The sequence below is a fragment of the Pseudomonas sp. PA-1-6B genome, assembly GCF_021609545.1.
GTDB lineage: Bacteria > Pseudomonadota > Gammaproteobacteria > Pseudomonadales > Pseudomonadaceae > Aquipseudomonas > Aquipseudomonas fluorescens_BV.
Genome location: NZ_WJZM01000042.1, coordinates 37,507 through 51,473, shown reverse-complemented (window position 1 = coordinate 51,473; position 13,967 = coordinate 37,507). Strand labels below are relative to the sequence as shown.

13 protein-coding genes are annotated in these 13,967 nt (G+C 62.1%); 8 read left to right on the top strand and 5 right to left on the bottom strand.

Annotated features, from left to right (window positions below; all coding sequences use genetic code 11):
* A partial coding sequence (locus GIV35_RS19260) for an ATP-binding cassette domain-containing protein (RefSeq protein WP_236485949.1) occupies nt 1-785 on the top strand: 785 nt, incomplete at its 5' end.
* 9 nt (nt 786-794) lie between these two features.
* Entirely contained in the window at nt 795-1,763 is a 969-nt protein-coding gene (gene araH, locus GIV35_RS19255) for an L-arabinose ABC transporter permease AraH (protein WP_096144710.1), read from the top strand.
* Between the two features lie 115 nt (nt 1,764-1,878).
* Here araH and GIV35_RS19250 read toward each other — a convergent pair whose 3' ends face one another.
* Nucleotides 1,879-3,027: an aldose epimerase family protein gene (locus GIV35_RS19250; protein ID WP_105226527.1), complete on the bottom strand. Its 1,149-nt coding sequence runs from the start codon at nt 3,025-3,027 to the stop codon at nt 1,879-1,881.
* Nucleotides 3,028-3,165: 138 nt separating this feature from the next.
* Here GIV35_RS19250 and GIV35_RS19245 point away from each other — a divergent pair, with 138 nt between their 5' ends.
* Together GIV35_RS19245 and yghU are read left to right on the top strand one after the other, a co-directional pair.
* Nucleotides 3,166-3,933, top strand: coding sequence for an SDR family NAD(P)-dependent oxidoreductase (locus tag GIV35_RS19245; RefSeq protein WP_198715149.1), 768 nt, complete (start codon nt 3,166-3,168; stop codon nt 3,931-3,933).
* A gap of 213 nt (nt 3,934-4,146) precedes the next feature.
* Entirely contained in the window at nt 4,147-4,974 is an 828-nt protein-coding gene (gene yghU, locus GIV35_RS19240) for a glutathione-dependent disulfide-bond oxidoreductase (RefSeq protein WP_223024661.1), read from the top strand.
* Nucleotides 4,975-5,135: 161 nt separating this feature from the next.
* Here the strand turns inward: yghU and GIV35_RS19235 are convergent, their stop codons facing one another.
* From GIV35_RS19235 to GIV35_RS19225, 3 genes are read right to left on the bottom strand one after another with little or no spacing between them, the layout of a single operon-like run.
* A complete protein-coding gene (locus tag GIV35_RS19235) occupies nt 5,136-6,062 on the bottom strand; it encodes a sugar ABC transporter substrate-binding protein (protein WP_236264297.1) in 927 nt (308 codons plus the stop codon).
* A gap of 19 nt (nt 6,063-6,081) precedes the next feature.
* A complete protein-coding gene (locus tag GIV35_RS19230; protein ID WP_213153622.1) occupies nt 6,082-6,861 on the bottom strand; it encodes a TIM barrel protein in 780 nt (259 codons plus the stop codon).
* The gene (locus GIV35_RS19225; protein WP_213153621.1) at nt 6,861-7,877 is read right to left on the bottom strand and encodes a Gfo/Idh/MocA family oxidoreductase; all 1,017 of its coding nucleotides are present in this window, start codon (nt 7,875-7,877) and stop codon (nt 6,861-6,863) included. Before GIV35_RS19225 ends, GIV35_RS19230 begins: the two co-directional genes overlap by 1 nt.
* A gap of 187 nt (nt 7,878-8,064) precedes the next feature.
* Between GIV35_RS19225 and GIV35_RS19220 the strand changes: the two genes are divergently transcribed.
* The gene (locus GIV35_RS19220) at nt 8,065-10,026 is read left to right on the top strand and encodes a sigma-54 interaction domain-containing protein (protein WP_213153620.1); all 1,962 of its coding nucleotides are present in this window, start codon (nt 8,065-8,067) and stop codon (nt 10,024-10,026) included.
* Nucleotides 10,027-10,044: 18 nt separating this feature from the next.
* Here GIV35_RS19220 and GIV35_RS19215 read toward each other — a convergent pair whose 3' ends face one another.
* The gene (locus GIV35_RS19215) at nt 10,045-11,094 is read right to left on the bottom strand and encodes a LacI family DNA-binding transcriptional regulator (protein WP_202691547.1); all 1,050 of its coding nucleotides are present in this window, start codon (nt 11,092-11,094) and stop codon (nt 10,045-10,047) included.
* Between the two features lie 161 nt (nt 11,095-11,255).
* On the opposite strand from GIV35_RS19215, the gene GIV35_RS19210 reads away from it, so the two are divergent.
* The 3 genes from GIV35_RS19210 to GIV35_RS19200 all read left to right on the top strand — a co-directional run bounded on the left by GIV35_RS19210 (nt 11,256) and on the right by GIV35_RS19200 (nt 13,965).
* Nucleotides 11,256-12,338: a fatty acid desaturase family protein gene (locus GIV35_RS19210; RefSeq protein ID WP_236264298.1), complete on the top strand. Its 1,083-nt coding sequence runs from the start codon at nt 11,256-11,258 to the stop codon at nt 12,336-12,338.
* Between the two features lie 104 nt (nt 12,339-12,442).
* Nucleotides 12,443-12,769 carry a MocE family 2Fe-2S type ferredoxin gene (locus tag GIV35_RS19205; protein WP_105226532.1) on the top strand — a complete coding sequence of 109 codons (327 nt, stop codon included), beginning with the start codon at nt 12,443-12,445 and terminating at the stop codon, nt 12,767-12,769.
* Entirely contained in the window at nt 12,766-13,965 is a 1,200-nt protein-coding gene (locus GIV35_RS19200) for an NAD(P)/FAD-dependent oxidoreductase (RefSeq protein WP_236264299.1), read from the top strand. The genes GIV35_RS19205 and GIV35_RS19200 overlap by 4 nt, the downstream gene beginning before the upstream one ends.
* Nucleotides 13,966-13,967 lie beyond the last annotated feature (2 nt).

The window sequence follows — 13,967 nt, the reverse complement described above, 5'->3', positions numbered from 1 at the left end:
GTCGCGATATCCAGGATATCTACGATTACCGACCGCGTGAGCAGGGCGAAGTGGCGCTCAAGGTCGACGGCTTGCTCGGTCCTGGCCTGCGTGAACCGATCAGTTTCCAGGTGCGCAAGGGCGAGATCCTGGGCCTGTTCGGGCTAGTGGGCGCGGGGCGTACCGAGCTGTTTCGCCTGCTCAGTGGGTTAGAGCGCGCCAGTGCCGGCAGCCTGGAACTGTGCGGGCAAGCGCTGCAACTGCGCTCACCCCGCGACGCCATCGCCGCCGGGGTATTGCTGTGTCCGGAAGACCGCAAAAAGGAAGGCATCATTCCGCTGTCCAGCGTGGCGGAAAATATCAACATCAGCGCCCGTAGTGCCCATGCCTCGTTCGGCTGGTTGCTGCGCGACGGCTGGGAGAGGGGCAACGCCGAGCGGCAGATCCAGGCCATGAAGGTCAAGACGCCGAGTGCCGAGCAGAAAATCCTGTACCTGTCCGGCGGCAACCAACAGAAAGCCATCCTTGGCCGCTGGTTGTCGATGCCGATGAAGGTCCTGCTGTTGGACGAACCCACCCGGGGTATCGACATCGGCGCCAAGTCGGAGATCTACCAGATCATCCATAACCTGGCGGCCAGTGGCATTGCGGTGATCGTGGTGTCCAGCGACCTGATGGAAGTGATGGGCATCTCCGACCGCATCCTGGTGCTGTGCGAAGGCGCCCTGCGCGGCGAACAACTGCGCGAGCACGCGACTGAATCCAACCTGCTGCAACTGGCCTTGCCACGCGGCCTGGCGAACTGAGAGACGACCATGACTATCCAAAACAACGCGCTGCCCTCGGCACGCAAACCCCTCGATATGCGCGCATTGCTCGATAACTGGGCGATGCTCTTGGCGGCGGTGGGCATCTTCGTACTGTGCGCGCTGCTGATCGATAACTTCCTCTCGCCACTGAACATGCGCGGTCTGGGCCTGGCTATTTCCACTGTGGGCATCGCCGCGTGCACCATGCTGTTCTGCCTGGCCTCGGGGCACTTCGACTTGTCGGTAGGCTCGGTGATCGCCTGCGCCGGCGTGGTTGCGGCGATTGTGATGCGCGATACAGACAGCGTGATGCTGGGCATTGGCGCAGCGCTGCTGATGGGCCTGATGGTGGGGCTGATCAATGGCATCGTGATCGCCAAACTGCGGGTCAACGCCTTGATCACTACGCTGGCGACCATGCAGATCGTGCGCGGCCTGGCTTACATCTTTGCCGACGGCAAGGCGGTAGGCGTGTCCCAGGAGCAATTCTTCGTGTTCGGCAACGGCCAATTGTTGGGTGTGCCGGTGCCGATCCTGATCACCCTTGTTTGCTTCCTGTTCTTCGGCTGGCTGCTCAACTACACCACCTATGGGCGCAACACCATGGCCATCGGCGGTAACCCGGAGGCGGCTCTGCTGGCGGGCGTGAACGTTGACCGCACCAAGATCCTGATCTTTGCCGTGCACGGCCTGATTGGCGCGCTGGCGGGAGTGATCCTGGCTTCACGCATGACCTCCGGCCAGCCGATGATCGGCCAGGGCTTCGAGCTCACGGTGATCTCGGCCTGCGTGCTGGGTGGGGTGTCGCTGAGCGGCGGCATCGGCATGATCCGCCATGTGATTGCCGGGGTGTTGATTCTGGCGATCATCGAGAATGCGATGAACCTGAAGAACATCGATACCTTCTACCAGTATGTGATCCGTGGTTCGATCCTGCTGTTGGCCGTGGTCATCGACCGCATGAAACAACGCTGAGCCCAGGCGCTGTGAAAAACCAATGTGGGAGCTGGCTTGCCTGCGATAGCGTTGGTTCAGGCAATAATTGTGTAGCCTGTGCCACCGCTATCGCAGGCAAGCCAGCTCCCACAATTTAATCAGCGGTGAACTTGAAAAGAGTGTGTTGGGTGTAAGTCTGCCCAGGATTCAAGCGGGTCGAGGCAAAGCTCGGTTGGTTAGGCGCATCGGGAAAGTGCTGAGTCTCCAAAGTAAACCCACTCCAATGCTGATAGGTCTTGCCGCCTTTGCCCTTCACCGAACCGTCGAGGAAGTTGCTGGTATAAAACTGTACGCCGGGCTCTGTGGTGTAGAGCTGCAAACGCCGTCCTGATTCAGGATCATGCACCTCGGCGGCCAACTGCTTGACGTCCCCTTTGGTATCCAGCGCCCAGTTGAAGTCGAAGCCACCTTGCTTGGGCTCGGCGAATTTGAGCTGCGGATGGTCGTCCTTGATGTGCTGGCCGATGGCGGTCGGTTTCAGGAAATCCATTGGCGTGCCCTTGACCGGCGCCAGTTCGCCGGTGGGAATCAAGGTGGCATTCACCGGTGTGTAGTGGCTGGCGTGCAAGGTGGCGACCTGCTTGAGAATGTCGCCGTTGCCCGCGCCGGCCAGGTTGAAGTAGCTGTGGTTGGTGAGGTTGAGCACCGTGGGCTTGTCGGTGGTGGCGGTGTAGTCGATGTGCAGTTCGTTGTTGTCGTTGAGGCGGTAGGTGACCTCGGTCTTCAAGTTGCCCGGAAAGCCCATTTCCCCGTCCTTGGACAGGTAGGTGAGGGTGACTCCCACCGAGTCTTTGTCCTTGACCGATTTGGCTTGCCACACCTGCTTGTCGAAGCCCTGGGCGCCGCCATGCAATGAGTTGGGGCCGTCGTTGAGCGGCACCTGGTAGCGTTTGCCGTCGAGTTCGAAGGCGCCGCCGGCCAGGCGATTGCCGAAGCGGCCGATGGTGGCGCCGAAAAACGCGGTACCGCCTTGATAGCCTTGCACGTCGTCGAAGCCCAGTACCACGTCGTCGAGCTTGCCGTGCTTGTCCGGCACCTTGAGCGACTGCAGCACACCGCCGTAAGTGATCACCGTGGCTTGCATGCCGTGGCTGTTGCGCAACACGTACTGTTCGACGGCGGTGCCATCGTTGGTTTTACCGAAGGGTTTGTGTTCGCTGCTAAGGCCGGCTGCGTGCGCGCCGCCGCTGGCGATCAGCATAGACAGCGCGAGGCCGGACAGCAGGTATCGAGGGTGCTTCATGGTCGAACTTCCTTTTGTTGTTTTGCTGGAATAGTTCTACTAATTTGAGATATTTTGTCGATATGACAGCAGATTTATAGCCTTTAACGCCGTTCTTGCAAAATAAAATAAGACTAATTAAGCGGAGCACTGATTGTTATGACTACCCAGCAAGCGATTTATCCCGACCTCAAGGACAAAACCGTGCTGGTTTCCGGCGGGGCTTCGGGGATTGGCGAGTTCATGGTGCGGGCCTTCGCCGCGCAGGGTGCCAAGGTGGCGTTCGTGGACCGTGCACAGAGCCAGGGTGAACGCCTGGCGGCGCTGCTGAACTCCAAAGGCCAGAGTGTCGAGTTCGAGTGCTGCGATATCACCGACGAGATCGGCTACCGCGCGGCGATCGGGCGCTTCGAGCATTCCCTGGGACCGATCACGGTACTGGTCAACAATGCAGCGAACGATGTGCGCCACAGCCTGGAAGAAATCGACTCGCACATGTTCGACCAGCTCATTGCGGTCAACCTCAAGCACGCCTTCTTTGCCGCCAAGGCGGTGGTGCCCATGATGAAAGAGGCCGGTGGCGGCTCGATCATCAACCTGGGCTCGGTGGGCTGGATGATGGCCTCGGCCGGCTACCCCGTATACGCCGCCAGCAAGGCTGCCGCCCACGGCATGACCCGGGCCCTGGCGCGGGAACTGGGGCCCAACCGTATTCGCGTCAACACCTTGGTACCGGGTTGGGTGATGACCGAAAAACAACTGGCCATGTGGGTCGACGACGCCGCCAGGGAACTCATCGCCCGCAGCCAGTGCCTGCCCGGCAGCGTGATGCCGGAACACATCGCCAACATGGCGCTGTTTTTGGCCTCGGATGCCTCGGCGATGTGCTCGGCGCAGAACTTTATCGTCGACGGCGGGTGGGTGTAGCGACGCGAACAGGGCTCTTGGTAACCGGGCTTGCTGAGGAACGCCACGAAGCGCGGGGCATGGTGCCGTCTTGCGGGCGAAAGTGGTCGGTGAGGAGGTCGTCGAGTCGGTCGTTCATGCCGAATCTTCCATGCTGATAGGTGTGACGAGTTATCAAACTTTGGTTTAGTCTGGAGCGCTTAGTTGATCGCAAGCGCCTCTGGAGCATTGATTATGACCGAGTACGTACCTGCCAAAGTCTGGACCTGGGACGCCGAAAGCGGCGGCACCTTCGCCAGCATCAACCGGCCCATCGCCGGCGCCACTCACGAAAAGCCGCTGCCGGTGGGCAAGCATCCGCTGCAACTGTATTCGCTGGCCACGCCCAATGGGCAGAAAGTCACGATACTGCTTGAAGAACTGCTGGCGCTGGGGCACAGCGGCGCGGAATACGACGCCTGGCTGATCAAGATCGGCGACGGCGACCAGTTCGGCAGTGGCTTTGTGGCGGTGAACCCGAACTCGAAGATTCCTGCGCTGATGGACCACAGCGGCGCCACACCTATTCGCGTGTTCGAATCAGGCGCGATTTTGCAGTACCTGGCCGAGAAGTTCGGTGCGTTCCTGCCTACGGAGCCCGCTGCTCGGGCTGAATGCCTGTCGTGGCTGTTCTGGCAGATGGGTAGCGCGCCTTATCTGGGCGGTGGCTTCGGGCATTTTTATGCCTATGCGCCGAGCAAGATGGAATACCCGATCAACCGCTTCGCCATGGAGACCAAGCGCCAACTGGATGTGCTGGATAAGCGCCTGGCGGTCAGCCAATACATCGCCGGGGATGAATACACCATTGCCGATATCGCCATATGGCCTTGGTACGGTGGGTTGGTCAAAGGCCGTTTGTATGGTGCGGCAGAGTTTTTGTCGGTACATGAATACAAGCATGTGATGCGCTGGGCGGATGCGATTGATGCGCGGCCGGCGGTGCAGCGTGGGCGGCGGGTGAACCGGGTGTCGGGGGATGATCAGTTGCCCGAGCGCCATGATGCAAGTGACCTGGATTGATACGATAACCACGTGGCGAGGGAGCTTGCTCCCGCTGGGGCGCGAAGCGGCCCCCGCTCTTTGTTTAAAAAGGCTGGGACTGCTACGCAGTCCAGCGGGAGCAAGCTCCCTCGCCACAGTTACCGCTTCTGCCTTCGATAGTATCCAGCTGATTGTTCGAGTTATTTGTAGCGCTGCTCAAACACCCCCACCTGCTCAGGCGTGATCAGCTCGAAAGGCACCCACACCTGTGCGTCAACCCGCTCGCCCTTGATCATCCGCACCGCCGCTTGCACGGCCTGGGCAGCCTGGGCCTTGGGGTCCTGGAACACTGAGCCCGCCAGCAGCCCGCGCTTGATCGCTGCCAGGCCATCGGGCAAGCCGTCGATGCCGACAATCGCAATCTCGCCCTTGGCCTTGCCCGCTTGCTGCAAGGCCATGGCCGCGCCAATCGCCATTTCATCGTTGTTGGCGACAATGGCATTGAACGGGGTGCCGGCCAGCAACCAGTTGCTGGTCAGGTCCATCCCCTTGCTGCGCTGCCATTCGGCGCTTTGTTGCTCGACGATCTTGATGCCCGGAAAGTCCTTGAGCACCTGTTTGACCCCCTCGGTGCGGGCATGGGTGGCGTTCTGCGCAAGGTCGCCCATGATGATCGCCACGTTGCCCTTGCCACCGAGTTGTTGGGCGAGGTAACGCATCTGCAATTGCCCCGCTTCGATGTCGTTGGAGGCCACGGTGACCACGCCCTCAGGCAGCGTACGCTCATCCGGGTGGCGGTTGACGTACACCAGCGGCGTCTTCGCCGCCACGGCTGCGCGGGTGATGTTGGCGGTGGCGGCGGTGTCTACCGGCAGCACGATCACCGCATCGACCTTCTGGTTGAGAAAGCCTTCGACCTGATTGAGCTGGCGCACTACATCGCCCTGGGCGTCTTCGAATTGGATCTGCACGTCCTGGTGTTTCGCTGCCGCCTCCAGGCCGGTGCGCACATAGGTCATGAAGTTATCGTCCACCCGGGCAATGCTCACGCCGATGCGATAGGCGGCGAAGGACCACTGGCTGAACATCAACAACAGCGCGGCCACTAGTAATGAATAACGGTGCATGAGGCTGTTCCTTTTATTGTTATAGGGTGAATGCCTGGCGGAAACGCTCCAGGGCCGACTCGCTCTCGCCGCTGGCCCAGCCTTCCAGGCCGACCACACCGGTGTAACCCCTGGCGTGCAAGGCCCTGGCAATGGCCGGGTAGTGGATTTCGCCCGTGCCGGGCTCCTTGCGTCCAGGCACATCAGCGACTTGGATTTCGCCGATGGCGCTGCCAGCGCGCTGGATCAATTCGATCAGGTTCCCTTCGCCAATCTGCGCGTGGTACAGGTCCAGGTTCATCTTCAAATGCGGGCTGCCGACGGCTTCGATCAGGGCCAGGGTGTCGTCAGCACGCGCAAACGGTGTCCCCGGGTGGTCGACGGCGGTGTTGAGGTTTTCCAACAGGAACACACGCCCGGCGTCTTCCCCCAGGCGCGCGATTTTTTCCAGGCTCTTGCAAGCACTCAGCCACATGCGCCCGGTGGTTTGGCTGACGGGCTGCACGGGCAGGCCGCTTTCACCCAGGCCCGTGCCATGCAGGTTGAGGCTGGGGCAATTGAGGCGCTCGGCAATGCCCAGGGACTCACGGGCGCTGTCGAGCAATTGGCGGATGCCGTCGGGGTCGGTGAGGGTGCCGCTGAGGTAGCCGGTCATCGAGGTGAAGTCCGCGCCGGTCGCCGCCAAGGCGTTGATGTCCTTGTCGGCCCAACTCCAGATTTCGGCGCTGAAGCCCAAGGCATGAATACGTTTGACCCGTTCGATGAAGGGCAGGTCGAGGAACACCATTTCGGCACTGACGGCCAATTTGAACGGCATCATTAGCGGGCTCCTCGAACGGCCACGGCCTTGCCGGTTTGATGCGACTCAATGCAGGCACGGGCAATTGCCAGGGCTGCGCGCGCATCTTCACCGCTGGCCAGGGGCTTGGCGCCGCTGCGCAGGCAGTCGACAAAGTGGTTGAGCTCGGCAATGTAGGCGTCGCGCAGCAGGTCGGTGTCCATCCGCTGGGTGTCTGCCTGGATGCCCTCGGCCAGGTAGCGCACCAGGTCGCAGTCGTTAAGGCTGCCCATGCTCAGCATGCCCTTGCTGCCGAACACTTCGCCGCGCACGTCGTAGCCATACACGGCCTGGAAGCTGGCTTCGGCGGTGGCAATGGCGCCGTTGTCAAAGCGCAGGGTGACCACGGCGGTGTCGAGCAAACCTTGGCTTTTGAATTGCGGGGCAATCAGCGCGTCGGCCATCACCTGCACCTGTACCACTTCGGCCCCAGGGTTGAGGTAGCGCAAGGTGTCGAAGTCGTGGATCAGGGTTTCGAGGAAGATCACCCATTGCGGTGAGTTGGCCGGGTTGTTCAGCGCCGGGTCGCGGGTCAGCGAGCGTAGCAGCTGTGGCGTGCCAATACGTCCGGCGACGACGTCGAGGTGCGCCGTGCGAAAGCTCTTGGCGAAGCGCCGATTGAAGCCGACCTGCAAGGGCACCCGTGCATCGGCAGCGGCGGCGATGGCGCGGTCGGCTTCGTCCAGGGTAATCGCCATGGGCTTTTCGCAGAAGATACCCTTGCCGGCGCGTGCGGCGTTGATCACCAGATCCGCGTGGCTACGGGCAGGGGCGGCGATGAGCACGCCGTCGATGTCCGGGTCGTCCAGCAGCTGTTGCGGGTCGGTGTAGGCCTTGTCCACCCCCAGTTCTGCTGCCAGGCGAGCGGCCTGGCCTGGGACGGGATCGGCGATGGCGGTGAGGCAGGCACCGGGGATATGGCGTGCAGCGGTAAGGCCATGGAAGCTGCCCATGCGGCCGGCACCGATCAAGCCCAGGCGGATGTTCTGTGTACTCATGAAGCGACCCCTTTTGTTGTTATGGGCCCCCAGGACAGTCCTGGGTGACACAGGGGCAGGAGCAAGGCCTATGCCAATTTATAACTAACTGATTTATATAGGGTTATTATTTTAATTAAACAAAAAGTGTTCATGTTCATGACATGTCTATAATGACATGTCGAAAATATGAACATGGATAACTGCAATGACCCAGGCGTTCAGTGTGCAAGATCTCGAATACCTCACGAACCTGGGGCCTGCCGCGCTGAACGACGGGCCCATTGCCGCGTTGGAACAGGCGTGGCGACAGTGCCTGGCTGGCCAAGTCGTGCGTCCCGACGGCGTACGCCAGGTCATCTGGGATTCCTGGCGACGCAGTGTCGAGGCGGGTATCGAGCCCGGTAACAGCGACTATCGCTTTGTCGCGCCGCAAGCGCTGGCGGCGACCCTGGCCCACCATCGCGCCATGATCGCCGCTGCCGCGCAGGTCATGCATGGATTGCTGGCTTACAACCCGCGGGGGCATATCAACCTCACGGATGCCGAGGGCACGACTCTGTATTTTTGCGGGCTGGACATCACCCCGGTGGGCAGTCGCTTGCTCGAATCGGTGCAAGGCACCAACTGCACCGGCCTGGCCCTGGCCGAAGATCGTCTGGTGTATGTGCTGGCTGAAGAAAATTTCGCCAGCGGCCTGCGCCAGCGCCACATGCACTGCGCCGCCGCGCCGATCAAAGATGCCCAAGGCCAGACCCTGGCCATGCTCACCCTGACCGCCGAGCCCGGCTGGTTTCATTTTCATACCCTGGGCACCGTTCAAGCGGCGGCCGAGGCGGTGTCGCGGCAGATGGCGCTGCAGGTGTTGCTGGAAGAACAACAGGCCGTACTCGAAGTGCTCAACGAAGGCTTGGTGGTGCTCGATGAGCGTGGCAGCATCAAGGCGCTCAACCGTTATGCGCGGCAATTGTTCGGGGTAGGGCGTGAGTTGATCGGCAGTCCTTTCCAGCGCCTGGGCCGCAGCGAATTGAGCGACGCGCTGGGTGAGCCTGTGCGCGACCGCGATTGCACCTTCCACTTGCACGACGGCAGCCAACTCGCCTGCCTGGTTTCGGTATGCCCACTGGAGCAGGGTGGGGTGATTGTGTCGGTGCGCGAAAACCGCCGTATCCGCGAGATTACCCGGCGCATTATCGGCACCCAGGCCCGCTATACCTTCGAGACCATCCTGGGCACCTCGCGGGCCATACAAGACGCACTGCACTTGGGGCGTATTGCCAGTCGCAGCGAGTCCACCACCTTGATCCTCGGCGAAAGCGGCACCGGCAAGGAACTGTTTGCCCAGGCCATTCATAACGGCAGCGAGCGTTGCAACGGCCCGTTTGTGGCGGTCAACTGCGGCGCGATCCCACGGGACCTGGTGCAGAGCGAACTGTTCGGCCACGTCGAAGGCGCGTTCACCGGCTCGGCGCGGGGTGGGGCGGCAGGCAAGTTCGAACTGGCGGATGGCGGCACCATCTTCCTGGATGAAATCGGCGACATGTCCTTCGATGCCCAGGTCAGTCTGCTACGGGTTTTGCAGGAGGGTGAAATCACCCGCGTCGGGGCCAAGCAATCGCGGCAAGTCGACGTGCGCATCATCGCCGCCACCCATCGCAACCTGAGCCAGGCGGTGGCCGAGGGTGCGTTTCGTGAAGACCTTTACTACCGACTCAACGTGCTGAACCTGAGCGTGCCGCCGCTGCGTATGCGCCGTGACGATATCCCATTGCTGGCGCGGCATTTCCTGCAGCGCTGTGCACGCTCGCTACGTAAAGCGGTGCAAGGTTTCGCGCCGGATGCGTTGGCGTTGCTGTCAGCCCATGGCTGGCCGGGCAACGTGCGGGAATTGGAGAACGTTATCGAGCGAGCGACCAACCTGGCGATGGGCGAGCTGATTCAATCGGCTGATTTGCCGCTGGAAACCCCGCAACGCCCGACGTTGCGCGCCTACCAGCCCCAGCCCGCGCAGGATTTGAGCAGCCATGAAATGCACGCCATCGTTGCCGCGCTCACCAGCACCTGCGGCAACATTCGCCTGGCCGCACAGAAACTGGATGTGTCGCGGGGCGGTCTGTACAACAAGATGAGTCGGTTTGGCTTGAACGCCGCCGATTTCCGTGAGCGCTGAAACCTCAAGCCAAACCGATCAGTTGCACAGGTTTTCCGGGGTCACTATCTGTGGCGGTATGTGCACGCGGTGCCTCAATGGGTCAAACCCCTCATCACTCTGCAAGCGCACCAGCAATTCCACCAGCGCTACGGCCGTCTGCCGTGGTTGCGAGTCCATCACCACATCAATCAACCCGTTGCTCAATGCCTGGCGCGACAATGGCGTGGACTCTTGCAGGATGCAGCACAGCGTCGGGCGCTTGGGCAGTTGCGCCAGGGCGTTGATCACACCGTCGCCACCACCGCCCACCACGCATAACCCACGCAAATCGGTATGGCGGCTGAGCAGGTCGAGGGTGGCTTCTTCGGTGATGTCGCAGTTGTCCAGGTTGATCAGCGGCTCCAACGGTTTGAGCCCCGGCGCGTGTTCGGCCAGGTAGCTGTGCAAGCCTTCGACCCGTGCCTGATGGCCGAGGAAACGATGGCCGCCCAACAGGATGCCCACGCTGCCTTTGCGTGCGCCGCAGGTGCGCGCCAGCAGCCAGCCCATGGTGCGCCCGACCACGTGGTTGTCCTGGCCTACATAGGGTTCGGCAGCGTGTTCATGGATGTCCGAGAGCAGGGCAACCACCGGCACGCCCGCTGTGCGGATCTGCGCCAGGCAGGCGTTGATCAACGGATGGGCGAAGCTGACTACCGCGAGGGCGTCGCACTGCACGGCCAGTTGTTCGATTTGCGCGACGATGGCGGAGGGCGTGCGGTCGTTGATGTAGTCGAACTGGCAGCTCAGGTTGGCGGTGGCGTGATGCTGCGCTGCCTCGCTGATGGCGTGGGCCAACTGCGCATAGAAGGCTTGGGCGGTGCCCAGCAACAGCACGCCGAAACGGTAGGTGGGCCGACGTTCGCGAATGCGCTGGCCGATCAGCCGTGCGGCGAAATAGCCCACCGCTTCGGCAGCCTGGAACACCTGTTCGGCCGTGCCGGGGTTGACCGGCGCGCGGGCGTTCAACACGCGGTCGACGGTGGCAACGCTGAGCCCCGCATGGGCGGCAACGGTGGCGATGGTTGGGCGTTTATTGTAATGCATGGCAGGCCCCTTGAGCGTCTTGATAGAAAACTATCAAGCCCCGCTGGGCCTGGATGATAGCTTGATAGGGAATGGATTCAAGGCCTTGAGGGTGATTTAGCCGCGCTCTATCGTTGGTTTCGCAAAGCCCCTGAAACCCACGCTTGCGGAGAACAATAACAATGCCTGGACACACTGCTCACCGCGCTCGGCGCGATTACAGCCTCACCGGCCCCGAAGCGGCCCGCGCCGCCGACAAGGGCCTGGTCTCGGCCCGTTGGTACCAGTCGCCCATCCCGCGCAATCGCATGAAAGCCCTGATGCAACGCCGTGACGGCCCGGCCTTGCGCGACACCGCCCTGTGGTTCTCGGCGTTGTTGGCCACCGGTGTCGGCGGCTACTGGTTCTGGGGCACTTGGGCCTGCGTGCCATTCTTTATCGCCTACGGTGTGCTCTACGGCACGGCCTCCAACCCGCGCTGGCACGAAACCGGCCACGGCACTGCCTTCAAGACCCGCTGGATGAACGATGCGCTGTATCAGGTGGCGAGCTTCATGTGCCTCTTCGAACCCCACGTGTGGCGCTGGAGCCATGCTCGTCATCACACCGACACCATCGTCGTCGGTCGCGACCCGGAGATCGTCGAGCCGCGCCCGCCAAGCTTATGGATGATGGTCCTCAGCCTGTTCAACCTACCCCTGGCCTGGAAGACCTTCAGCGGCGTGGCCCGCCATGCGCTCGGGCGAATGAGCGCCCAGGAGCAGGACTTCATCCCCGAATCCGAGTGGCCCAAGGTGTACCGAGATGCGCGTATCTGGGTCGGCCTCTACGCCCTGATCATCGGCACCGCGCTGTACCTGCACAGCTGGTTGCCGCTGATGCTGGTGGGCCTGCCCAGCCTCTATGGCGCCTGGCTCGGTTACCTGTTTGGAATCAGCCAACACGTGGGCCTGGCCGAAGATGTGCTCGACCACCGCAGTAACTGCCGCACCATCTACATGAACCGCGTGCTGCGCTTTATCTACATGAACATGAACTACCACCTCGAACATCACATGTACCCGATGGTGCCTTACCACGCGCTCAGTCAACTGCACGAAGAGATCCGCAGCGACTGCCCGCCGCCGTATGCCAACTTGTGGCAGGCCTACCAGGAAATCATTCCGACGATCTGGCGCCAGCGCAGCGACCCCGGCTATTTCGTCCAACGCCCCACCCGTGGCGAGGGAGCTTGCTCCCGCTGGGCTGCGCAGCAGCCCCAATAACCCTTCAGACCTACACCGTACAGACGAATCTAGGGCCGCTTCGCAGCCCAGCGCGAGCAAGCTCGCTCGCCACAGAGTAAGAGCCAGTCATTGGAGATAAATGTATGAACGATCAATGGATCGACGTCTGCGCCGTGGGCGAAATAGAAGCAGAAGACGTGCTGCGCTTCGACCACGGCGCGCAGACCTATGCGGTGTTCCGTTCAGCCGATAACGAATTCTTCGCCACCGCCGGCCTGTGCACCCACGAGAAAATCCACCTGGCCGACGGCCTGGTGATGGACCATGTGATCGAGTGCCCCAAGCACAACGGGCGCTTTGATTACCGCTCCGGCAAGGCCTTGGGCGCGCCGGTGTGCGTCAACCTCAAGACCTACCCCGTGCGGGTGGATGCGGGGCGGGTGCTGCTCGCCGTCACGGCCAAAGGATGAACGCCCCCCTGATCATCGTCGGCGCCGGCCATGCCGGTGGCCGTGCGGCACTGACTCTGCGTGAAGAAGGCTACAGCGGGCGCCTGATCCTGATCGGCGATGAAGCGCATCTGCCCTACGAACGGCCACCGTTGTCCAAGGGCTTGCTGCAAGGTTCGAGCGACCTGGCGCAATGCAGCCTGTGCGACAGCCAGCAGTTGGCGGTGCTCGGGGTCGAGCATATCGCTGCCAACCCGGTCAGCCGCCTGGAGCCCCAGCACCACCGGCTGCAACTGGCCGACGGCCAATGGTTGAGCTATGCCGGCCTGCTGTTGGCCACCGGAGGCCGGGCGCGACGCTTGCCCCAGGAGCAGGCCAACGTGTTTTACCTGCGCACCCATGATGACGCGTTGGTCTTGCGCAATGAATTAAAGCCAGGCGCCAGGCTGGTGGTGGTCGGCGGTGGTTTTATCGGCTTGGAGGTGGCGGCGACAGCGCGGGGGCTGGGCTGCGAGGTGACGCTACTGGAAGCCGGGCCACGACTGGCAGGGCGGGTTTTGCCGCCGGTGATCAGTGACGCGTTGCTGGCATTACACCGTGAGCAGGGTGTGGACGTGCGTTTGAACGTCGCGCTGGAGTGCATCCACGCCGACGCCGTGCAACTGGTCGACGGGCAACGGCTGCCCTGCGACCTGGTGGTGGTCGGCATTGGCATGCAGCCTAACATCGAGTTGGCCGCGGCGGCAGGCTTGGAAGTCGGGCAGGGCATTCGTGTCGACGCGCAGTTGCGCACCAGTGCGGCGGATATCTACGCGGCGGGGGATGTGTGCGAGTTTCGCCTGGCGGGCCTTTATCAGCGCCAGGAAACCTGGCGCAACGCCGAAGCCCAGGGCCGTCTCGCGGCGTTGAACCTGCTGGGGCGGGAGTTGGCGTTCGAGACGATCCCGGGTTTCTGGTCCGATCAATACGCATGGGGCTTGCACACCGTCGGGGTGATGACTGCGCTGATGGTTCGCCGGGAATTGCCCGACGGTGGCCTGCTGCTGTTCTACCTTGACGACCGTCACCGTTTGCAGGGTGCCTGCGGTTGGGCCTTGGGTAACCGCGCAGCCAAGGACATCAAGCTGTGCGAGCACTTGATTACTGCCCGAATCCCGCTCAACCCGGCCAGCCTGGCCGACCCCGAGGTATCCCTGAAGCTGTTATTGCGAGGCTGACC